This window comes from Corynebacterium sp. HMSC073D01, from assembly GCF_001815555.1.
GTDB classification, from domain to species: Bacteria; Actinomycetota; Actinomycetes; order Mycobacteriales; family Mycobacteriaceae; genus Corynebacterium; species Corynebacterium glucuronolyticum.
Map to the genome: position 1 here is coordinate 84,519 of NZ_KV821047.1, position 21,872 is coordinate 106,390.

The window sequence follows — 21,872 nt, forward strand, 5'->3', positions numbered from 1 at the left end:
TCTCATGCAAGACGCGGTGATGTCCGGCTCGGGGGACTCTCTCCATACGCCAAAACGCGAAGAATCGTCAGCCCGTAATCGACAAAGCGACGACGACACCACCGGGCATGCACGCATAGGCGCGCATAGGGTGGACACCATAAAGCTCGCGTCAGCGCCCGTTAACTCAGGTGAAGAAAAACAGACGGGACAAAGGGGCAGGCGCGAACCCTCAAGGCGGCGTGAGGCTTTGGTGGGGTAAAAGGCAGTGGTGGGATGGGCGGTGGAGGCGTGAAGGCCAGGTGGCGCGAAGCTGTGCGGTGAAATGCGGTGGTATCAGGTTCGCGTCGGCCGACGTGGACGCGGTAGCGGGAGCCTAGTGGTAGCAAAAACGGCGACCCGTTGCGTGCATTGGGATCGCCGTTTGAGATCACATTGTGCGAGCATAGGCACCCGCGTGGCCTTACCTAGGGGAGCATGGCCTGGATGTTGGCGGGGAGCATGGGCTTGATCTGAGGCAGTGCTGCAACCAGACCTGCGAGCACCACGACCACGGCGCTTGCGGCAACGATGCCGATGCCTGCGTCTGAAAGCTCCTTGCCGTTAGGAGCACTCATGAACGCCTCGAACTCAGCAGAGCTCGCGGGCATGTCCTTGCCGGCAGCGCAGGCTCGCAGAGCGGGGAGCGTGGTCCTGTAGGCTTTGTGGATTTCCTTGATCTCCTTCGTCGCCTTTTTGTACTCTGCTTCCGAGATCTCGTGACGCGCGTACGCCTGATCGTAGTCTTTGAGCTGAGTCTCCAAGGTGAGCTCTATATCTGTGACCGAGTCTCGTGCTTCTTGGCGAGTCGTGTTCAGCGTTTTACTATTCTGAATCTGCTGTTCGTAGTCGGTGAAAGTAAGCACGCACGTATCCCCGTTGACCTTAACTGCGGCGGCGTTGGCGGCGGGTGTGCAGATGCCGGTGGCAAGTGCTGTTGCGGTGATGGTGGCGATGGCACTCTTCTTCAGGGTCGACATAGAAAGTCCCTTTCTAGGTGGATGCTCTTAATGAGCTGTGTAGAACCTGTTATAAACGTAGCAGGGGGGGGGAAGCCTGTCAAACGCCTGAAAGTTCGTGTAAAGAAAGAGGAGAAGAGCGCGGAAGTTGTGGGTGGGACAGTGTGACTTGATTGTGGGGTTCAACGTGGGGAGATGGAGGACGAATAGCCCCGCCCCTTTCCCGTGCGCGCCGTATCTTTGAGCACGGGGTGTGTTTCGGGGCGGGGTGCTGGTCAGAGACTTGTGGCCTGGCCGGGAGGTTGTGTATTTGGGTGTTTATGCGCCCGTGGCGAGCTCCCCGGAGTACACGTTGAGGCGGTCGGGCTTGGCAAAGCCGGCGAGGAAGAAGCCTTCCGAACGGGCGAGCTCGACGGCGAGGGAGGTGGGGGCACCGACGGCGACGAGACCGGGGATGCCCGCCATGAGGGCCTTTTGGACGAGCTCAAACGAGGCGCGCGAAGACATGACGATGAGCGCGTCGCGAGCCGGGAGTGCGTCCCCCAAAAGTAAGGAGCCGATCACCTTGTCCAGGGCGTTGTGTCGTCCGACATCCTCGCGCAAGACGTGGAGGTCAAAGCCACCGTTTGTGTTTGGCAGGAAGAGCGACGCGGCGTGCGAGCCGCCCGTCTTGCGGAACGCCACCTGCTGCTTCCTTGCCACGGCGGGAAGCTTTACAAGGACCGCTGGGTTAAATGCCTGCGGCGTGAAAGCAAACGGTAACCGCTTGGTCAGCTGCTCAATTGAAGCCGTGCCGCACACGCCACACGCGGAGGTAGTCAGTGTGCGTCTTCTTAGCGCGTCGACGGTGGGGATGTCCTTGCCGAGGGTGATCGGCCGTGCAGCGTCGTCTGCAGTGCCTGCTGCCACCTCTAGTAGACCGTTGGGCATGTCCACGTCGAGCACGTTGTACGTGTTCACGCCGTCGGGGGTAGTGCCCGCGCAATAGCGGGCTGTGGAAATTTCCTCCTTGCTCGCGATGAGGCCCTCGGAGAACAAGAACCCGTGCGCCAACTCGATATCGTGGCCGGGCGTGCGCATCGTCGTTGTCAGCGACGTCCCGTTGACACGGATCTCCAGGGGCTCCTCCACGATGACGGTATCGGCACGAGTATCCGTGCCGTAGGTTCCGTCGTCGTGGATCTCTACCTGGGTGACAGGAAAACCGGTGGTGATTCGACCCATGAAGGCTTAATCAGCGTCCTGGTCAAAATCGTGAGCGGACACGCCGAGCGGCTCAAGCCGGACGAGGGTGGACTTGGAAATCGGCGTGTGCGACTTCTCCACAAAGCTATCCAGCGGAATCAGAACGTTCGCCTCCGGCATGTACGCTGCCACGCAGCCCATGGCCGTGTCGTACTCCACCACGCGGAAGTTCGGGGCGCGGCGCTCACCGTCGGGCGCGACGGAAACGATATCGACGAGGTCGCCACCCTTGAGACCCTGCTTGTAGCAGTCCTGCGGGTTGACGAACACGACGCGCCGGCCGTTCTTAATGCCACGGTAGCGATCGTTGAGACCGTAAATGGTGGAGTTGTACTGGTCGTGGGAGCGAATCGTATTGAGTGTGAAGTAGCCCTCCGGGACATGCAGAACCTCCAGCTTGTTCACCGTAAGGTGCGCCTTGCCGTCCGCCGTGGTGAACTTGCGCTCACGGGGGCCGTTGGGTAGAAGGAACCCGCCGGGGTGCTTGATCCGCTCGTTGTAATCGTCAAAGCCGGGGATCGTCGCCTCGATATGGTTGCGCACCACCGAGTAATCGTCGATCATCGGGCGCCAGTACTTGTCCTCAGGGAAGAGACGGTCGCCGATCTCGCCGATCATCTCCACCTCGGAGCGCAGGTCGAGGTCCTCGTTGTGGCGGGACTTGCCACCAGAAGCGTGAACCGCACCCTGGGAATCCTCCACAGTCACCACCTGGCGGCCGGAGAGCTGCTCATCAAGATCGGTGCGCGCCTTTGCCGGCAGGATGATGGATACCTTGCCCGGGTGCGCGTGCGTGTTGTTCAACTTGGTGGAAACGGACACTGTCATGTCCATGGAGTCCATGGCGTGCTCAGAGGCGTTGGTGTCGCTCGTGACGCGGACAAAGTTGCCACCGAGCTGCCAGAAGAACGAAGCTTTACCGTCGCGCATGCCACGGAGGGCATCCACCGTCGACCAGCCCGGCTCACGCGGACACGTGAACCCGAACTCCTTCTCCAACGCGGCGTAGAAGGACTCGGGCATCTCCTCGGCAATGCCCACCGTGCGATCGCCCTGCACGTTGGAGTGGCCACGCAACGGGGCGGTGCCCGCGCCGGGCTTGCCAATGTTGCCGGTGAGCAGCAGGAAGTTGGCGATTTCCTGGATTGTTTCGATGGAATTCTTGTGCTGGGTGACTCCCAGCGTCCAGCTGACGATGACGGATTTTGCCTGCTCGACCATATCGGCGACCTCCTGCACGTCGTGCATGGTCAGGCCAGTGGCTTCGAGGTAATCCTTGTCGTCGAGGCTCATGATGTTGGCGATCGCCTCGTCGGCGCCCACGCAGTACTTGTCGAGGAACTCGTGGTCGATCGCATCGCGGCGGATAAGCTCGCGGTTCAGTGCGAGGAAGAACGCATGGTCACCTGCGGACTTGATCTGCAGGAAGCGATCAGAAATGTCGGTGCGACCACCGAGGACGTGCTCGGGGTTCTGCGGCTCCTGGAAACTGTTGGTGTACGTCTCGTTCAGTGGGTTGATCGTGACGATCTTGCCACCGTTGTCCTTGATCTCCTTGAGGACGGTAAGCATACGCGGATGGTTCGTGCCGGGGTTCTGACCGACGGAAATAAGCATGTCGGTGACCTTGAAGTCGGCGTAGGTCACACTGCCTTTACCCAGGCCAACCGTGGGGGCGAGGGCCTTACCCGTGGAATCGTGGCACATGTTGGCGCAGTCCGGCAGGTTATTAGTGCCGAAGCGGCGTGCCAAAAGCTGGAACATGTAGGCCGGCTCGTTGGCCGTGCGTCCGGAGGTGTAGAAAATGGCCTTGTTCGGATCGTCTAGCGTCTTGAGGTAATCGACGATGGTGTTGAAGGCCGTGTCCCAGCTCACCGGGTGGTAGTAATCATCGGTGCCGTCGTACATCATCGGCGTGGTGATACGTCCCTGTCGGCCGAGCCAGTAGTCGGTCTTCTGCCTCAGATCAGTAACGGAGTAACGTTCGAAAAACTCGGGGTCGACGCGGCGACGTGTGGTCTCCTCCGCGACGGCCTTGGCACCGTTCTCACAGAACTCGACGATGTTGCGGTCGCCCATCGGAGGCTCAGGCCACGCGCACCCGGGGCAGTCAATGCCGCCGGGCTGGTTCATTGTGAGTAGCGGCAAGAGGGCGTTCTCGGGGATGGCGAACTTCATTGCCGTCATCACGCCCGGGATGCCTGCGGCTAGACGGTGTGGGCGCTCAATCTTCGGATTATCAAAGCGATTCTGCTTGCGAGGCTGCTCGCGTTTATTGTCCACGGTCTTAGTCATGCCACCATTGTATAGGTATAGGCAAAAAAGACGGACTTATAATATGCATCTGTGGGTGACCAGCGGTTTTGGTCACCCACTGGGGGTCTTAGGCTTCGCCTTCGTCTGCGGGGTACTTTTCCTCGATAATCTTGACCAGCGCCTTGATCGATTCGAGTGCGCGGTCGGCGGAGACCTTCGCGTCCGCACCCGCCCCGACCTGCCCCGCAGATACGCCGACGAGGAATGCCGTCAGAGGGGCCGCCGGCCGTGACGGTCCGTGCGCCACGTGCTTGGTGAGATCCAGGAGGTCGTTGATGCGCGGCTGGAGGATCTCGTAGTCAACGTCCAGTTCCTTCGCCGCGTCGCGCAGCCATTGTTCAAAGTCACCCATGGTTCGTCCTTTCTTCTTGCTTGTCGACGCGCACCTGCTCGCCCGTCTACACGTGTAAGTAGGTATACACGTGTAAATAGATACACGCGTGCAAGTAGGTATACGCGTATATAACAGTGTAAACCGAATCCTGCCCTCACCTCCCCGACGCAGTCACGCACGCCTTTGCGTCCCCGACCGTAGCGGGCGATCCGGCCTTTTCACCTCTTGGGCCGCGTTTGGGGCGCGCCGGGGAGGATAGCGGTGCGGAGTGCGGCCCGTTGGGATGACTGATCTTGAGTGTTCGGAGCGGTTGGGCCGTGTTGGGTGCGGGAGCGATCCGAACGTGGCCCGAGGAAGGGGAGAGAAGTGGGTGCTGGTGAGGCGCTGGGCCGTGTTGGGTGCGGGGGCGATCCGAATGTAGCCCGAGGAGTGGGAGAGAAGTGGGTGCTGGTGAGGCGCTGGGCCGTGTTGGGTGCGGGGGCGATCCGAATGTAGCCCAAGGAAGGGGAGAGAAGCGAGTGCTGGTGAGGCGCTGGGCCGTGTTGGGTGCGGGGGCGATCCGAACGTGGCCCGAGGGAGCAGAAGGTATGAGTGGGGTGAGAAATTCGGGCCGTTATCGGTCTGTGGCGCTAGAGGCTTTTCGCTGGCTAACGGGCCTGGAAGACGAGATTTGGGTTTTAGTAGTACTGCGTGTACCCTTGGCTCCCAGGGCTCGCCCGCTGATTTTGTGCGCAGTTTTTACGGCATGCAGAGGAGCGAGTGAGCTTTGGTAAAACGAAGAATCAACTTTGTTGTAGGCCCTCCGCCTATGTGCACTTCACCGGTGTGCAGAAGCGTCCACAGTTTTTTATACGGCAGCGAGCTTTCTGGTTATTGAATTAGTCAAGCGGCTAGTGGCCGTCGAGGCGCTGTGATAACGCTGGGTGGTGACGTTTAATCGTCGAAAAGCCTGGGAAACCGGGTGTAATGGGAACCGCAACGAGAAAGGTATGTCGATCACTCATGACAATGACTGATCCTATTGCTGACATGCTGTCTCGCGTGCGTAACGCTAACCACGCTTACCACGAGACCGTGTCTATGCCGTCTTCCAAGATCAAGGTGAACATTGCGACCATCTTGAAGCAGGAAGGCTACATCTCTGACTTCAAGGTCGAGGATGCTCGCGTTGGCAAGACTCTGACGCTTGATCTCAAGTACGGCCAGAACCGTCAGCGTTCCATCGAAGGTGTTAAGCGCGTCTCCAAGCCTGGTCTCCGCGTTTACGCAAAGTCCGATAACCTGCCGCAGGTCCTCGGCGGCCTGGGCGTGGCCATCATCTCCACGTCCCAGGGTCTGCTCACCGACCGTCAGGCTCACGAGAAGGGCGTAGGCGGGGAAGTCCTCGCTTACGTCTGGTAGAAGGAGGCTGAAGACTTAAATGTCACGTGTAGGTAAGAACCCAGTCGCCCTGCCGAAGGGCGTCGAGACCACCATTGATGGTCAGCACATCTCTGTAAAGGGCCCGAAGGGCACGCTCGAGATCAACATCCCCGAGCCGATTTCCGCCAAGGTCGAGGACGATAAGATCGTCGTCACCCGCCCCGACGAGAACCGCAAGAACCGCGCTCTCCACGGTCTGTCCCGCTCCCTCATCAACAACATGGTTGTTGGTGTGACCGAGGGCTACAAGATCAACATGGAGATCTACGGCGTGGGCTACCGTGTCCTGCAGAAGGGCTCCAACCTGGAGTTCTCCCTGGGCTACTCCCACCCCGTCCTCATCGAGGCTCCGGAAGGCATCACGTTCGCAACCGATGGCCAGACCAAGTTCTCCATCGAAGGCATCGATAAGCAGAAGGTAGGCCAGATCGCGGCTAACATTCGTCGTCTGCGCAAGGACGATCCTTACAAGGGTAAGGGCATCCGCTACGCAGGTGAGCAGATTCGCCGCAAGGTCGGAAAGACGGGTAAGTAATGAGCAACGAGAACAATCAGAAGCGTCTGCCTGTGGGCAAGGACGTGTCCACCCGTCGTCGGGCGGCTCGCGCTCAGAGGCACTTCCGCATCCGCAAGAATCTCCGTGGCACCGCCGAGGTCCCGCGGCTTGTCGTCCACCGTTCCTCCCGCCACGTGCACGTCCAGATCATCGACGATCTGGCCGGTCACACGCTCGCTGCTGCATCCTCCATCGAGGCGGATGTACGCGCAACCGAGGGTGACAAGAAGGCACGTGCTGCTAAGGTTGGTCAGCTCATCGCAGAGCGCGCCAAGAAGGCTGGAATCACCAAGGTCGTCTTCGACCGCGGTGGCTACAAGTACCACGGCCGCGTCGCTGCGCTGGCAGATGCCGCGCGTGAAGGTGGTCTGGAATTCTAATGTTTACTAAGACCGAAGGAAAGGAAGCGTAATGCCGGGACGTGAACGTCGCGATGACGACAACCGCAAGAACGACCGCAACCAGCGTCGCGGTAATCGCCGCGACAACCGCAAGGACAAGAACGCTCAGGACGAGCGTAATCAGTACATCGAGCGCGTAGTTACCATCAACCGCGTGTCCAAGGTGGTCAAGGGTGGCCGCCGCTTCAGCTTCACCGCACTCGTTGTGGTTGGCGATGGCAAGGGCATGGTTGGCGTTGGCTACGGCAAGGCTAAGGAAGTCCCCGCCGCAATCCAGAAGGGTGCTGAAGAGGCTCGCAAGAACTTCTTCCGCGTTCCGCTGGTCGGTGGCACCATTCCTCACCGTGTTGAGGGCCGCGCAGCCGCAGGCAAGGTTATGCTTCGCCCGGCTTCCGAAGGTACCGGTGTGATCGCCGGTGGCGCTGCTCGTCCGGTGCTGGAGTGCGCTGGTGTTCAGGACATCCTCTCCAAGTCTCTCGGTTCCGACAACGCCATTAACGTTGTCCACGCAACCGTTGCGGGCCTGAAGTCTCTGGCTCGCCCCGAGGAAGTTGCCGCACGCCGTGGCAAGTCCCTCGACGAGGTTGCCCCGCCGCACATTCTTCGTGCACGCTCTGGTCAGGAGGTTAAGTAACCCATGGCTCTGAAGATCACAATGAAGAAGGGCGTCGTCGGCGCCAAGCAGAAGCAAAAAGATACGCTGCAAGCTCTCGGCCTGCGTAAGATCCACCAGTCCGTCGTCCGCCCGGATGACGCTTCTGTTCGCGGTATGATCCGCGTTGTGGACCACATGGTTGAGGTCGAGGAAGTAGCAGGGGAGTAGGTAAAAAATGAGCGAAGACGTAATCAAGCTCCACGACCTTCGCCCTGCACCGGGCTCCAACAAGGCTAAGACCCGCGTTGGTCGCGGTGAAGGTTCGAAGGGTAAGACCGCTGGCCGCGGTACCAAGGGCACGGGTGCACGTAAGAACATGCGCGCGGGCTTCGAGGGTGGCCAGATGCCGATTCACATGCGCCTGCCTAAGCTCAAGGGCTTCAAGAAGTACAACCAGGTTGTCTACGAAGTTGTCAACGTCGCAGACCTGGAGAAGTACTTCCCGCAGGGTGGCACCATCACCATCAAGGATCTGCAGGATCGTCGCATCGTTAAGAAGCGTCGTCCCGTCAAGGTCCTTGGCGACGGTGACCTCAGCGTCAAGTTCGACATCACGGCTAACAAGTTCTCCAAGTCCGCTAAGGAAAAGATCGAGGCTGCCGGTGGCTCCGTCACCGAGGTCTACTTTGCCAAGGCTGACAAGACTGGCCGTAGCCTGAAGGAAGAGGACTAATCTTCTTTCATCTCTGAAATGCCTCCGCGTTGTGCGGGGGCATTTTGCTTGTCGACGCCCCCTCGTAGCCGTCGCCTGTACGGCCACGTTGGCTATCCACCTCCGCGTGGATGCATCAAGGGGGGCTGACATCGACAAGAAAAGTGCGAACTGGTATTGTTGCAAAGTCGACTATGTAATAAACATCCCCCTGGATCTGCCTACGCGGTGGTCGGGGAGGGTAGGAGGAAATTAGTTTGTCTGCCATCCTTCAGGCATTTAAGGACCCTGATCTTCGGAAGAAGCTCCTTTTCACACTCGTGATGATTATTTTGTACCGCGTAGGTGCACAGATCCCGTCTCCTGGCGTGGATTACGTCTCCATCGCGGGCAAACTGAATGAGCTCACCGAAGGACAGTCCAATGTCTACTCGATGATCAACCTGTTCTCTGGCGGCGCGCTGTTGCAGCTGTCAGTGTTCGCTATCGGCATCATGCCGTACATTACGGCGTCGATTATCGTGCAGCTGCTCACTGTCGTGATTCCGAAGTTCGAGGAACTGAAGAAGGAGGGGCAGTCGGGTCAAACCAAGATGACGCAATACACCCGCTACCTCACCGTGGCGCTCGCCTTGCTGCAGTCTTCGGGCATTGTCGCCCTTGCTGCGCGTGGCCAGCTTCTCGGACCATCTGTGCGGGTGCTTCGTGAAGGCCACAACATCTGGGACCTCGTCATCCTCGTTATTTGCATGACCGGCGGCGCCGTCCTCGTGATGTGGATGGGCGAGCTCATCACCGAGAAGGGCATCGGTAACGGCATGTCCCTCCTCATCTTTGCGGGTATCGCTACGCGCCTTCCGCGCGATGGTGCCAACATCTTCCAGAGCTCGGGCCCGGTCGTTTTCTCCACCGTCATGGTCGCAGTGATTATCCTCGTCGTCGGCGTGGTCTTCATTGAGCAGGGCCAGCGCCGCATTCCGGTGCAGTACGCAAAGCGCATGATCGGCCGTCGCCAGTACGGTGGAACCTCCACCTACCTGCCCCTGAAGGTGAACCAGGGTGGCGTTATCCCGGTCATCTTCGCCTCGTCGCTCATCTACGTCCCGGTTCTCATCACGCAGATTGTGAACTCCGGTTCGCCGACTCCGCCGGATAACTGGTGGATGCGTAACGTAATCGCTTACCTGCACGCTCCGAGCTCCTGGCAGTACATTGTCCTGTACTTCGTGCTGATCATCTTCTTCAGCTACTTCTACGTCTCCGTCCAGTACGATCCGTACGATCAGGCCGAGAACATGAAGAAGTACGGTGGCTTCATCCCGGGCATCCGCCCCGGCCGCCCTACCGCTGAATACCTCGGATTCGTCATGAACCGCCTTCTCTTCGTTGGTTCGCTGTACCTGGGTATCATCGCGATCTTGCCGAATATTATGCTTGATCTAGGCGTCGGCAACCTGAACGCGGGCAGCACTCCGTTCGGTGGCACCGCCCTCCTCATTCTCGTTTCCGTGGCCCTGACCACCGTGAAGCAGATTGAGTCCCAGCTTCTGCAAAGCAACTACGAAGGAATTCTCAAATGAAAATAGTTCTCCTTGGACCTCCCGGTGCCGGCAAAGGCACGCAAGCCGCCCTGCTGAAGGACAAGCTGGGAATCCCGCACATCTCCACCGGTGACCTGTTCCGCGCCAACATCGGCGAAGGCACCGAGCTGGGCAAGGAAGCCAAGAGCTACATGGATGCCGGCAACCTCGTCCCCACGGATGTCACCGCCCGCATGCTCTGGGATCGTCTTTCCCACGACGATGCCAAGGATGGCTATCTTCTCGACGGCTTCCCCCGCACTGTTGAGCAGGCCGAGCTCCTCCGCGATCACCTCGCAGAAAACGGCGAAGAAATCGATGCTGTCCTGAGCTTCGAGGTTTCCGACGACGTCGTTGTTGAGCGCATGCTCGCCCGTGGCCGCGACGACGACAACGAGGCCACCATCCGCAACCGCCTCAAGGTCTACCACGAGGAGACCCAGCCCGTAGCAGACTTTTACGGCGACAAGCTTCTCGCCGTCGACGCTGAGGGCGACGTTGAGGAAATCAACGAGCGCGCCATGAAGGCACTGGGTAAGTAAACACCTCTACATAGTCGCAAGCGCCCTCCCGGAAGGATCCGGGAGGGCGCTTTTGCATGCATAGGGTGCGCGGTGGAACGCACTGCGGCCCATCTCCGATCGAGGACGCTGTGTTCGGAGACCGATGGGCCACACTCTGGATACACACCCACCGAACGCAGCCCATCTGGCGGCAATCCGCAGCAGGATCGCCGTGGTTGGGCCGCAAAAGAAGACGGCTGCAACGGAAAGTGGCCCGATGGTGGCCGAGCTCCCTGCTTTCACCACCGCCTGGGCCGCAGTGCGTGTACCCGCGATAAAGAATGCGGCCCAATCGTTACCGGGGCATTGAGTATTGGTAACAGATGGGCCGCAATACGGATGCTCGTCAAGGAAAGGTGGCCCAGAGACATGAAGTAGCCAAGAATAGAACACTTCCTGGACCGCAGTGCGTGCACCCGCGATACGGAACGCGGCCCAACCAATACCGGTGCGATGGGCATCGGCAGCAGATGGGCCGCATTCGGTAAATGGCGGCTAGCTAGGACGTGATGAGTGTCAGCTGGGTGGGAGATGTCTCCACGCGGAAGCCGGAGGAGGCGGCGATTTCAGCAACCTCGTCGACGGAGCGTGCATCTTCTGCGGAGGTGGCTAGGCACCGGGCGAGCTCGCCCTTGTAGTGCTTGTTGAAGTGGCTAACGACCTTTCGTGTCCCGTCGGGCTGCTCGGTTTCCACCCGGACGGTGCACACGCCCAAAGCGGGGTTCTTCACGGGACCGAGTGAGTGGTAGGCGCCGGAGCGCATATCGACGATGAATTCGGGGAGCTCATTTAGCACGGCGGTGAGGGCTTTCCCCCAGAAGGACTTGACGGTTTTCTTTCCAGGCAGGGTTGTGTTGCCAGACAGCCTGTACGCGGGAATGGCATCGGTTGCGCGGGTGACACCGAAGAGGGCGGAGCTGATAAGGATGCGGTCCAAAGCGGTGTCGGGGAGTGTGCCGGCATCGAGGGCGTCGAAAAGCACACCGGTGTAGCGGTAAATGGAGGCCATGGTGGGAGCCTCACGGAGTACAAGGTTCGCCTCTGCCTGGTCGATGAGACGCGGGCTGATTTTGAGGAACCCGAGCTGTTCTTCGGCGGGGATGGAGGCGAGCTCATCCATCAGCGTCTCCCGAATGGGGTTGAGGGAGGGGAAGGAGACCTCCATGGGGTCATTTTCTCCACCTGGTTCCTTAGTTTCGCTGGGCGGAAGAATGATGAGCATGTGTGCGATTCTACCGGTGGGGCAGGTGACCCAGCGCGCAGCAGGTGCGGTAGTACGATTGGGTGCCAGAAACGGTAAAGGAGAAAACAGTGGGTTTTAGGCGTAACAAGAAGATTGTCGCGAGGACACCGAAGGAGCTGGATGCCATGCAGGCGGCCGGCGAGATCGTTGGCGAGGCGCTCATCGCCTGCCGTGAAGCCGCCAAGCCGGGGGTGTCCACCCTGGAGCTCGACGCGATTGCGGAAAAGACGATTCGCGCAGCGGGTGCCAAGCCGACGTTCAAGGGCTACGAGGGATTCCCTGGCTCCATTTGCGCTTCGGTTAATGACATCATCGTTCACGGCATTCCGGACGAGAAGACGGTGCTGAAGGACGGCGACCTCATCTCCATCGACTGTGGTGCGACGTACAAGGGCTGGGTTGGCGATTCTGCACTCACCATCGAGGTGGGCACCGTCGCAGCAGATGCAAAGGCCCTCAACGAAGCAACCGAGTGGGTGCTCATGGAAGGCATGCAGGCCATGGTTCCCGGTAACAGGCTTACCGACGTCTCCCACGCGCTGGAGATGGCAACGCGCGCAGCGGAAAAGAAGTGGGGCTACAACTTCGGCATCGTCGATGGCTACGGTGGTCACGGCATTGGCCACGAAATGCACGAGGATCCATACCTGGCTAACGAGGGTCGTGGTGGTCGCGGTCCGATCATCCAGGAAGGTTCAGTTCTAGCCATTGAACCGATGCTCACCTTGGGGTCTGTGGACTCGGTGGTCTTCGACGACGACTGGACCGTTGCCTCCATCGATGGCTCGTGGGCTGCCCACTGGGAGCACACGGTTGCTGCCACGGCTGATGGGCCCCGAATCCTCACCCCGCGAAAAAATTAAGCAAAAAATCAGGATTGGTGAAATGTCACCTATGACCAGCATGTCCGTAAAGGTATATTCCCGAAACTATCGGAATAGCTGTGTTGTGGTTTAGAGAACGATAGCACCGCAACCTATAATGCCCGGTATGAGTGGGAAGCATCGTTTGAAGAGCACTGCGACACGTCGCTCCACGGCTGCACTGGCAGCCGCTGCGACGGCAGGCGCACTGCTCGCGCAGCCTGCAGCTGCATCCGCGCAGGATCTTGGTTCGTCCAACATCACTGCGGGGCTTGACCAGCTGAATAATGACATTCGCAACAACGCGTGGCAGACGCGCAACAACCTGGTGAACCAGGCCGACGCCGTTCTGCCTGCACCGCACAACCAGAACGTTAAGAGCATGGTTGATGGCGGTATGAACCTTCTGTTCCCGGGCCTTGTGGATCAGAAACTTGCGGAGAAGCGCGCGGCTGAGGAAGCCGCTGCTCGTGCAGAGGCAGAGCGCCTCGCAGCCGAGCAGGCCCGCATTGAGGCAGAGCAGGCTGAGGCCGCTCGTCGCGATGCCCTGAACATTCCGCAGGGAGTCTGCCCGCCGGAAGCAAAGGCCTGCATCGATATCGAAGGCAACCGCGCCTGGCTGCAGGAAAACGGCAAGATCACCTACGGTCCGGTGCCGGCATCTGCAGGCGCTGATGGGCACGACACCCCGCAGGGCATGATGACCGTGAATCGCAAGATCAAGGACGAGGTGTCCCGCGAGTTCGGTAACGCCCCGATGCCGTACGCAGTCTACTTCACGTACAACGGCATCGCGTTCCACGCAGGTTCCCCGTACATCCTGTCCCACGGCTGCATCCACCTGAACTACGGTGATGCAAAGGTGTTCTTCGAGCAGCTGAACATCGGCGATCGCGTGTTCGCATACGGTGACAAGACCTACGGTTACCCGAACGGTCCGATCTAAAAACTTCACGCTTCCGCGAAGTGGCGGGGTGCCCGGTTGTGCCGGGCACCCCGCTGTTGCTTTCTAGTGGAGTGGATCGGTCACTCGATGGGCTAGAACGCGGTGGCGAAGGCGAGGGGCAGAACTGTTGTGCCGAACCTGTCGGCAATGTCGCTACCGGCAACGGTGACTGACCAACCGGTGTCCACGATGTCGGTCAGCAGCAGAACAGGAGCAGTAGTATCCGTAATGGATACCTGCCCGTAGTCGTAGTGCGCATCAAGCGCGTTGACGCGGAAGGTGGAGTTCATCGCCGTGACCGGCGCCGTGCGGGTGGTAACCACCCCGCCAAACTCCATCTGCCCGATGGCAGCTAGTGCCTGGCCACAGACAAGGAGCATGTCCCGGCGGGCGGGATCCTCCGGTTCCAACACAACGATAGTGTGCGGGCGCTCCTCCCAGTTCCACGAAGCGAGAACACGGACGAAATTGTTGAGCCAGGGATCCTGCTTCCAGTTCGAGTTCGGTACCCAGGTCGGATCGGCAAACAGTGCGCGTAGCGCGGGGCCACGGGTAATGTCGTTCATCCTCCCCAGCGCCTTTCCCGGAGCCGTACCCGTAATCTTTCCGCGACGGATAGCGCCCGTGGGCCACCTCTTGCGCTGCTGAATATCTACACCGGGGGCGTTGAGTGATGCAGTGACTTCAGCCGAAGCGTCGGTGCTGTCCACAGTGGTGGGGTAGTGGGTGCCGGTGCAGTTATCGCAGCGCCCGCATCTCTCGTCAGGGGTAATGGTTGGGTCATCGAGCTGCTTTCGCAGGAATACCATGCGACAGCCGTCGGTGTGCTCATAGTCGAGCATGGCCTGCTGTTCCCGCTGGCGTGCAGCAGTGATACCTGCGTAGCGTTTCTCGTCATAGATCCAGTCGTCACCGGTTGCTACCCAACCACCGGCAACGCGTTCCACGGTGCCCTCAACCGCGAGGACTTTTAGGGTCTGGTCAATGCGGGAACGGGAGAGATCCACCGTTTTTTCCAGCTTCGCCGTGGATAGTGGTGAGCTTCCCAGCGCACCAAGGAGAGTATCCACGACCTCCTGGGAGGGCATCGAGGTGCTGGCGAAGTAGTCCCAGATGGCGCGATCCTCCGGGCCGGGCAGGAGGATGACGTCAGCCCGATCAGTGCCACGGCCTGCGCGACCGACCTGCTGGTAGTAGCTGACGGGGGAGCTCGGAGCGCCGAGGTGGATGATGAAGCCGAGGTCTGGTTTATCAAAACCCATGCCGAGTGCGCTTGTCGCAACCAAAGCCTTCACCTCATTGTCCAGGAGTTGCTGCTCGCGCTCGAGGCGTTCATCGGCATCTGTGCGACCGGTGTAGGCCTCCACGGGGATGTGCGCCGCCCGCAGAGCGGCAGCGAGGTCCTCGGCTGCGGAGACTGTCAGACAGTAGATGATTCCGGAGCCTTGAAGCTGGGGAAGGATGCCGGCGATCCACGTAGCTCTGGCAGAGGGGTCGTCGAGATGGACCACGTTGAGGTGGAGCGATGTGCGGTCGAGCCCACCACGGATGAGCCCGGTATCTGGGCCGAGCTGTGCGACAACATCGGCGACGACACGGTCGTTGGCGGTTGCCGTGGTGGCGAGAACTGGAGTGTCTGCTGCGAGATCGTTGTTGAGAAGTTCGCGGATTCTGCGGTAGTCGGGCCGGAAGTCGTGACCCCAATCGGAAATGCAGTGAGCCTCGTCAACGACGACCATGCCCACGCCTTTGATGAGCTGGGGGAGGATCGCCTCGCGGAAATCCGGGTTCACGAGACGCTCGGGGGAGATGAGGAGGACATCGACTTGTTCGCTGCGGATGGCGTCCTCAATCTCCTGCCACTGGCTGATGTTGGAGGAGTTAATGGTCTCTGCCCGGATCCCGGCAGAGGCGGCTGCCTGCACCTGGTTTCGCATGAGCGAGAGCAGTGGGGAGATGATGAGGGTCGGGCCGTATCCATTGCTGCGCAGGAGTTTGGCGGCGATGAAGTAGACAGCGGACTTGCCCCACCCGGTGCGCTGCACCACGAGGAGGCGTTTGTGGTTGTTGACGAGTTCGTCGATGGCACGCCACTGGTCGTCGCGAAGCGTGGCGGTGGGGCCGGCGATGCGGGTGAGGAGCTCTTGGGCGCTCCCCTTAGCTACTGGGTTACTCATGCCTCCTACGCTACGGCATGGCATACACACATGATTTTACCTGCGGTTTTAAGTTTTTTACCGCAGCGCGCCTGGAGATGGCGACAACGCTCCAGTGCCCATACCTAGGCTGGAGCAAAATCGCGATGGTAGCTGGTGGGAACTAGCAAAAACTCGGATTTGACCTACTGCTTCTTCTGAATGAGACGAACGAAAGCGATACCCACTGTGATGCAAGCAAACGCAATGGCGGTACGCATGGCCCAGTACGACCCATTGTCGGAGCTTGCAGCAATCCAAATGACCACGACTACGCAGCCAAGGATCCAGGTAGCGATGGCTTTATTGCTCATTTTTCTTGCCTCACCTCGTTGAGATCTTGGATATCTATGTATGGGGTTCGGTACCCATGTTGGCATGCTAAGAAACTGTGGATCTAGAAGTTCCATCCGACACCCACGCTACGTGGTGCGCGGGATGATCGGGCCGAACAGGTGAATATCGATGATGGGGCCGAGCTGGCGGGCGAGGACGGGGGCGGGCATGGAGGCGAGGGGCTCAGACTTGTAGATGAACCGCAAAACGCAGAGCCCGACGATTTGCCCGGCGGCGAACTGGATGCGGAGCTTCGCATCGGGTGTGCCAAGCTGGTGGGCGAGGGTGGTGAAGAGGGCGCGGTCAAGCCACTCACGGAAGAAGGCAAGGGTCTTCTCGTTTTCTAGGAGGGAACGGACGAGGAGCTGGACGTTGGTGGTGGCGAAGCTTTCCTCCCAGAAGCGGAGGACTTCGCCGAGGACGCGTTCGCCGGTGCCGGGGCCGCCGTCGCCGAAAGCGGTGGCGACCACCTCAACGGGGTCTTGGGGGAGTGACATGGCGGCGCGGAACACGCCCGCCTTGGAGCCGAAGTAGTAGGAGATCATGCCGGCGTCGCAGCCGGCGCGTTTGGCGATTGCGCGGACGGTGATGTCGGGGTAGTCCCGGGTAGAGAAAAGTTCGCGCGCGGCGGTGAGAATGGTGTCCTTGATTTCTCCGCGGGCGGCCTTGGGGCCTGTCATGTGGAGTTCCTTCCATAGGGGAATATTTTCAACGGGTGCCCCCATCATGAGTGTGAACTCACTACTGGTAGCAGGTGGAAACAATTCTAATTTCAACAGCATAGAAATTTTGTCGGCAAACCCTTAAAGTGGCGCACATTACAACATCCCCTTCTGTGTGGGGCAGCTAAATGCATATGAGGAGTGCGAAGAGCATGGCACAGAACGACGACATGTACCGCTTGGGCATCGATGTGGGGTCCACCACGGTGAAGGCTGTGCTGCTTCGTCCAGATGGAACCCGTGCCTTCGAGGATTACCGTCGCCACAACGCTGATGTGCGTCGAGAGCTCACTCGTTTAGTGCAAGACATCGCTACCGACCATTCCAATATCCGTACTGCCGTCGCAGTGACCGGCTCTGGCGGGCTGTCCATCGCCGAACACGTCGGCGCAACGTTTGTCCAGGAGGTTATCGCCGAGACGGAGGCCACGGAGCGCACCTATCCGGAGGCCGACGTCATCATTGAGCTCGGCGGCGAAGATGCCAAGCTCACCTACCTCAAGCCCACGCCCGAGCAGCGCATGAATGGTTCCTGCGCAGGTGGTACCGGTGCCTTTATTGACCAGATGGCTACCCTGCTGAAAACGGACGCGGCGGGGCTGAACGAGCTCGCCGAGGATTCCACCCAGCTGTATCCCATCGCTAGCCGCTGTGGCGTGTTCGCCAAGTCCGATATCCAGCCACTCATCAACCAGGGCGTGCCACACGAGGATCTTGCCGCCTCGGTTTTCCAGTCCGTCGCCACGCAGACGGTCGCGGGCCTGGCCAATGGCCGGCCAATTCGTGGCACCGTGCTTTTCCTCGGCGGGCCCTTGCACTTCCTGCCCGAGCTTCGGGAGGCGTATCGACGCATCCTTGACAAGGTAGACCAGTTCATTTCCCCGGACAACGGCCAGCTGTACGTGGCCTATGGCGCAGCCCTCCTGGCGGAGCGAGATTCCGAGCAGACGCTGCAGGAGATCGTCGACAAGCTAGAAAATGCAGGCTCCATCGGCGCGACAACCCGCAGGCTGCCTGCGCTGTTTGAGACCAAGGGTGACTACGAGGAGTTCCTCGAGCGCCACAACCGTGCCCACGTCGATCAAAAGGGCATCGCAGAGGCCACCGGAGATACCTTCTACCTGGGCATCGATGCCGGCTCCACCACCATCAAGGCGGTGCTCATCGACGAAGATGCCTCCATCGTCTTCAGCCACTACGCCTCCAACGAAGGCGACCCCGTGGCCGCAGCGACGGCGATCGTCACCCACCTGCGCACGGTGCTGCCACCCACGGCAACCATCGCGCGCAGCTGCTCTACCGGCTACGGCGAATCGCTCGTCCAGACTGCTCTTGGCGTGGATGAGGGCGAAATCGAGACGATGGCCCACTACCGCGCAGCCGAGTTCCTCGCGCCGGGCGTGACCAGTGTTATCGATATCGGCGGGCAGGACATGAAGTTCCTGAAGATCAAGAACGGAACGGTGGACTCCATCTCCGTCAACGAGGCCTGCTCGTCCGGCTGTGGCTCCTTCCTGCAGACCTTTGCCCACACCATGGGCACAGACGTGGAGCAGTTTGCCGAGGCTGCTGTCAAGGCACCCCACCCCGTCGACCTGGGCACCCGCTGCACGGTGTTTATGAACTCGTCGGTCAAGCAGGCGCAGAAAGATGGTGCCGACGTGGGCGACATCTCCGCGGGGCTGAGCTACTCCGTCGTGCGCAATGCCTTGTACAAGGTGATGAAGCTACGCAGCGCCGATGAACTGGGCGACGCCGTCGTCGTGCAAGGCGGAACGTTCCTGAACGACGCGGTACTGCGCGCCTTTGAGAAGCTGTCCGGTCGGGAGGTCGTGCGCCCCAACATCGCCGGGCTCATGGGTGCCTACGGAGCGGCGCTCACGGCCAAGAAACACGCGCAGCCGGGCGCAACATCCAGCCTGCTCAGCACCGAGGAACTCAGCGAGCTGACCGTGGAGACGAGCCGCAAGACGTGCCGGCTGTGCCAAAACCACTGCACGATGACCATTTCCACGTTCTCCACAGGGGAGCGGCACGTGTCTGGCAACCGGTGCGAGCGCGGTGCGTCCCTCGAGCGGGTGCCCGCCAAGTCGCCGATCCCCAACATGTATGACTGGAAGTACAAGCGCACCTTCGGCTACCGGCGCCTTACGGAGAAGAAGGCCACGCGTGGCGATATCGGCATTCCCCGCGTGCTCAACATGTACGAGGACTACCCCTTCTGGTTCACGGTGCTCTCCGCGCTGAAGTTCCGCGTCATGATTTCCACCCGCTCCAACCACGAGCTGTTCGAAGAGGGCATGGAAACCATCCCCAGTGAGAACGTCTGTTACCCGGCGAAGCTCGTCCACGGGCACATCAACAACCTCCTGGACAAGGGCGTGAAGACGATCTTCTACCCGTGCGTCACCTTCAACGACGACTCCGCCAAAGGCCAGGAAAACACCTTCAACTGCCCGATCGTGGCCACCTATCCCGAGGTCATCCGCAACAACATGGAGCGCATCACCGAGGGTAAAGCCACCTTTCTATCTCCGTTCGTGTCCCTCCACAACAAGGAACTCCTGCCCGAACGTCTGGCAGAGGTCTTCGAGCCGTGGGGTGTCACGGAGGAGGAGGCCCGCACTGCCTGCGAGGCCGGCTGGGAGGAAATGGATGCCTACCACGCGGAGATTCAGGAAAAGGGGCGCGAAGCCCTCGATTACGTGCGTGAACACGGTATCCGTGGCATCGTTCTCGCCGGTCGCCCCTACCACCTCGATCCCGAAATCAACCACGGCATTCCCGAGGTTATCCAGGGGCTAGGGCACGCGGTTCTCACCGAGGATTGCCTGCCCCAGGGCCACCTCGAGCGGCCCCTGCGCGTGCGTGACCAGTGGTCCTTCCACTCTCGTCTATATGAGGCCGCCGGCACCGTGTCCGGCACCCCTGAACTGGAGCTCGTGCAGCTCATCTCGTTCGGTTGTGGTCTCGACGCCATCACCTCCGATCAAGTGCAGGAAATCCTCGAAGGTGAGGGAGAGGTCTACACCTCGCTGAAGATTGACGAGGTCAGCAACCTGGGAGCGGCTACCATTCGCCTCCGCTCGCTCGTGGCTGCGGTGGATGAGCGCTCCCAGGCGCGCGCAAGCTCCGGCACGGACGACGGTGCTGGCTCGCGCGCAAGCGTCAGCGAGCGTCAGTCGGTGCACATCGACACGACGAAGACCCTCGGCGAGGAAGGGGAGGAGACCTACCGCGCCGCCGGTCATGTTCACGCCCGCGTTCCGTACACCAAGGACATGCAGCGCGAGGGCTACGAGATCCTCATGCCGCAGCTCGCGCCCATTCACATGCGCCTGTTCGCGCCGGTTCTGCGCACCGCCGGCTACAACGTGCGCCTGCTGGAGGAGGCTACCGACGATGACATCGAGGTGGGCCTCAAGTATGTGAACAACGATTCCTGCTACCCGGCCATCGTCGTCATCGGCCAGCTCATCAGTCAGTTCTTAAACGGCACCGCCGACCCGGACCGCACCGCCGTGGGCATCACCCAAACCGGTGGTCAGTGTCGCGCGACCAACTACGCTGGGCTGCTCCGCAAGGGGCTTGTCGACGCTGGGTACCCCCAGGTTCCTGTCATCGCACTGTCTGCTCAGGGGATTGAATCCAACCCCGGTTTCTCCATCAGGCCGAAGATGTTGCACAAGGCCTTCCAGGCCGTCACCGTGGGCGACGTCCTACAGAAGTTGCTGCTGCGCACCCGCCCGTACCAGATCGACGGCAACGTCGACCGCCTGTACGAGAAATGGGACCGCATCAGCCGCGACTGGTTCACAGGTAGGCACTTCGTGCCTGCGCTAAAGAAGCGTCTCGGGTTCGGTGCCCTCATCCGCGCCATCGTCGCGGACTTCGATGTCGTGGAGCTACAGCAGATCCCGCGCAAGCCACGCGTCGGCCTGGTGGGCGAGATCCTCGTCCAGTTCCACCCGGATGCCAACAACCACGCGGTGGCCACCATCGAAGCCGAGGGCTGCGAGGCGGAGCTGCCGTCGCTGGCTCAGTTCTTCCACATGAGCCTCATCAACTCCCACTTCAAGGAGACGGTTGTCGGCTCCATGACGACGAACCAGCGTCGCCTGTCGGACTTCGCGCTGTGGGGCATGCAGCAGTACGAGAAGGTCGCCCGCAAGGCGCTTGCCACCTCCACCCGGTTCGAGCCCGGCCCCACCATTCAGGAGCTGGCGGAGAAAGTGCAGGATGTGTGCTCGCTGGGCAACATCGCCGGCGAGGGCTGGTATCTCACAGCCGACATGATGGACATGATCGAAAATGGGTGCCCCAATATTATTTGTGCGCAGCCATTTGCGTGCCTGCCCAATCACGTCATCGGCAAGGGTATGTTCCGTGCCCTGCGGGTGCGCTACCCCGAGGCCAACATCGTGGGCATCGACTACGACGCCGGCGCCAGCGAGGTCAACCAGTTGAACCGCATCAAGCTCATGATCGCCACGGCGAAGAAACAGCACGACTTCCACTTCGAGGATCCGGGTGTGGGTGCGACCTCCGCGTCCGGTCCGACCAGTGCTAGCGGTGCCAATGCCCGCACCTGTGGCTGCGGATCCAGTACAGCGTCATCGAATATCCCCGACCAGAAGCGTCCCGTCTCCCTCGGGATTCCCGTCATGGTGCACTCCTCTGCCAAGTAGCGGGAAACTCTGCCTACGGTGCCATTCCCGTGTGTGGCGCAGCCGTGGATGCGCCGCACCGCAGGCTTAGCTGTGGATACGCGCTACTTCGTTGCCACTTCAAAAGCGGTCAACGAGGTGGCACGCACGGGGTTAGTTCCGTGCAGGGGTCTTCTAGCTCAAGCGCTGCAAAGAAACT

19 protein-coding genes are annotated in these 21,872 nt (G+C 60.4%); 11 read left to right on the forward strand and 8 right to left on the reverse strand.

Annotated features, from left to right (window positions below; all coding sequences use genetic code 11):
* Nucleotides 1-446: 446 nt before the first annotated feature.
* The 4 genes from HMPREF3044_RS07110 to HMPREF3044_RS07125 all read right to left on the reverse strand — a co-directional run bounded on the left by HMPREF3044_RS07110 (nucleotide 447) and on the right by HMPREF3044_RS07125 (nucleotide 4,890).
* The gene (locus HMPREF3044_RS07110) at nucleotides 447-998 is read right to left on the reverse strand and encodes a hypothetical protein (protein ID WP_005390502.1); all 552 of its coding nucleotides are present in this window, start codon (nucleotides 996-998) and stop codon (nucleotides 447-449) included.
* Between the two features lie 297 nt (nucleotides 999-1,295).
* Nucleotides 1,296-2,201: a formate dehydrogenase accessory sulfurtransferase FdhD gene (fdhD, locus tag HMPREF3044_RS07115; RefSeq protein ID WP_005390500.1), complete on the reverse strand. Its 906-nt coding sequence runs from the start codon at nucleotides 2,199-2,201 to the stop codon at nucleotides 1,296-1,298.
* Between the two features lie 6 nt (nucleotides 2,202-2,207).
* Complete coding sequence (locus tag HMPREF3044_RS07120; protein ID WP_070740347.1) at nucleotides 2,208-4,517, reverse strand: FdhF/YdeP family oxidoreductase; 2,310 nt, start codon at nucleotides 4,515-4,517, stop codon at nucleotides 2,208-2,210.
* An 88-nt stretch (nucleotides 4,518-4,605) separates the two neighbouring features.
* Nucleotides 4,606-4,890 (reverse strand): DUF6457 domain-containing protein, encoded by a 285-nt coding sequence (locus tag HMPREF3044_RS07125; RefSeq protein WP_005390495.1) that lies wholly within the window; start codon nucleotides 4,888-4,890, stop codon nucleotides 4,606-4,608.
* Nucleotides 4,891-5,874: 984 nt separating this feature from the next.
* Between HMPREF3044_RS07125 and rpsH the strand changes: the two genes are divergently transcribed.
* From rpsH to HMPREF3044_RS07165, 8 genes are all read left to right on the forward strand, one after another.
* Nucleotides 5,875-6,273: a 30S ribosomal protein S8 gene (rpsH, locus tag HMPREF3044_RS07130; protein WP_005390493.1), complete on the forward strand. Its 399-nt coding sequence runs from the start codon at nucleotides 5,875-5,877 to the stop codon at nucleotides 6,271-6,273.
* A 19-nt stretch (nucleotides 6,274-6,292) separates the two neighbouring features.
* Nucleotides 6,293-6,829 (forward strand): 50S ribosomal protein L6, encoded by a 537-nt coding sequence (gene rplF / locus HMPREF3044_RS07135; RefSeq protein ID WP_005390492.1) that lies wholly within the window; start codon nucleotides 6,293-6,295, stop codon nucleotides 6,827-6,829.
* Entirely contained in the window at nucleotides 6,829-7,230 is a 402-nt protein-coding gene (rplR, locus tag HMPREF3044_RS07140) for a 50S ribosomal protein L18 (RefSeq protein WP_005390491.1), read from the forward strand. The genes rplF and rplR overlap by 1 nt, the downstream gene beginning before the upstream one ends.
* 31 nt (nucleotides 7,231-7,261) lie before the next feature.
* Nucleotides 7,262-7,885 carry a 30S ribosomal protein S5 gene (rpsE, locus tag HMPREF3044_RS07145; RefSeq protein WP_070740351.1) on the forward strand — a complete coding sequence of 208 codons (624 nt, stop codon included), beginning with the start codon at nucleotides 7,262-7,264 and terminating at the stop codon, nucleotides 7,883-7,885.
* 3 nt (nucleotides 7,886-7,888) lie between these two features.
* Nucleotides 7,889-8,074, forward strand: coding sequence for a 50S ribosomal protein L30 (gene rpmD, locus HMPREF3044_RS07150; RefSeq protein WP_005390489.1), 186 nt, complete (start codon nucleotides 7,889-7,891; stop codon nucleotides 8,072-8,074).
* A 7-nt stretch (nucleotides 8,075-8,081) separates the two neighbouring features.
* Nucleotides 8,082-8,579 (forward strand): 50S ribosomal protein L15, encoded by a 498-nt coding sequence (rplO, locus tag HMPREF3044_RS07155; protein WP_070740354.1) that lies wholly within the window; start codon nucleotides 8,082-8,084, stop codon nucleotides 8,577-8,579.
* A gap of 236 nt (nucleotides 8,580-8,815) precedes the next feature.
* Nucleotides 8,816-10,138, forward strand: coding sequence for a preprotein translocase subunit SecY (secY, locus tag HMPREF3044_RS07160; protein ID WP_070740357.1), 1,323 nt, complete (start codon nucleotides 8,816-8,818; stop codon nucleotides 10,136-10,138).
* Nucleotides 10,135-10,680 carry an adenylate kinase gene (locus HMPREF3044_RS07165; RefSeq protein WP_070740360.1) on the forward strand — a complete coding sequence of 182 codons (546 nt, stop codon included), beginning with the start codon at nucleotides 10,135-10,137 and terminating at the stop codon, nucleotides 10,678-10,680. The genes secY and HMPREF3044_RS07165 overlap by 4 nt, the downstream gene beginning before the upstream one ends.
* Before the next feature lie 520 nt (nucleotides 10,681-11,200).
* On the opposite strand, the gene HMPREF3044_RS07170 is transcribed toward HMPREF3044_RS07165, so the two are convergent.
* Entirely contained in the window at nucleotides 11,201-11,923 is a 723-nt protein-coding gene (locus HMPREF3044_RS07170) for a YaaA family protein (RefSeq protein WP_070740363.1), read from the reverse strand.
* 89 nt (nucleotides 11,924-12,012) lie between these two features.
* On the opposite strand from HMPREF3044_RS07170, the gene map reads away from it, so the two are divergent.
* Together map and HMPREF3044_RS07180 are read left to right on the forward strand one after the other, a co-directional pair.
* A complete protein-coding gene (map, locus tag HMPREF3044_RS07175) occupies nucleotides 12,013-12,807 on the forward strand; it encodes a type I methionyl aminopeptidase (protein WP_070740366.1) in 795 nt (264 codons plus the stop codon).
* Nucleotides 12,808-12,934: 127 nt separating this feature from the next.
* The gene (locus HMPREF3044_RS07180; RefSeq protein WP_070740369.1) at nucleotides 12,935-13,753 is read left to right on the forward strand and encodes a L,D-transpeptidase; all 819 of its coding nucleotides are present in this window, start codon (nucleotides 12,935-12,937) and stop codon (nucleotides 13,751-13,753) included.
* Nucleotides 13,754-13,845: 92 nt separating this feature from the next.
* Here HMPREF3044_RS07180 and HMPREF3044_RS07185 read toward each other — a convergent pair whose 3' ends face one another.
* The 3 genes from HMPREF3044_RS07185 to HMPREF3044_RS07190 form a co-directional block, all read right to left on the reverse strand.
* Complete coding sequence (locus tag HMPREF3044_RS07185) at nucleotides 13,846-15,930, reverse strand: RecQ family ATP-dependent DNA helicase (RefSeq protein ID WP_070740372.1); 2,085 nt, start codon at nucleotides 15,928-15,930, stop codon at nucleotides 13,846-13,848.
* Between the two features lie 164 nt (nucleotides 15,931-16,094).
* Nucleotides 16,095-16,262: a hypothetical protein gene (locus tag HMPREF3044_RS13120; RefSeq protein ID WP_168167240.1), complete on the reverse strand. Its 168-nt coding sequence runs from the start codon at nucleotides 16,260-16,262 to the stop codon at nucleotides 16,095-16,097.
* Nucleotides 16,263-16,370: 108 nt separating this feature from the next.
* Nucleotides 16,371-16,964, reverse strand: coding sequence for a TetR/AcrR family transcriptional regulator (locus HMPREF3044_RS07190; protein ID WP_070740375.1), 594 nt, complete (start codon nucleotides 16,962-16,964; stop codon nucleotides 16,371-16,373).
* A gap of 194 nt (nucleotides 16,965-17,158) precedes the next feature.
* Between HMPREF3044_RS07190 and HMPREF3044_RS07195 the strand changes: the two genes are divergently transcribed.
* Complete coding sequence (locus HMPREF3044_RS07195; protein ID WP_070740378.1) at nucleotides 17,159-21,694, forward strand: acyl-CoA dehydratase activase-related protein; 4,536 nt, start codon at nucleotides 17,159-17,161, stop codon at nucleotides 21,692-21,694.
* The last annotated feature ends 178 nt before the right edge of the window (nucleotides 21,695-21,872 follow it).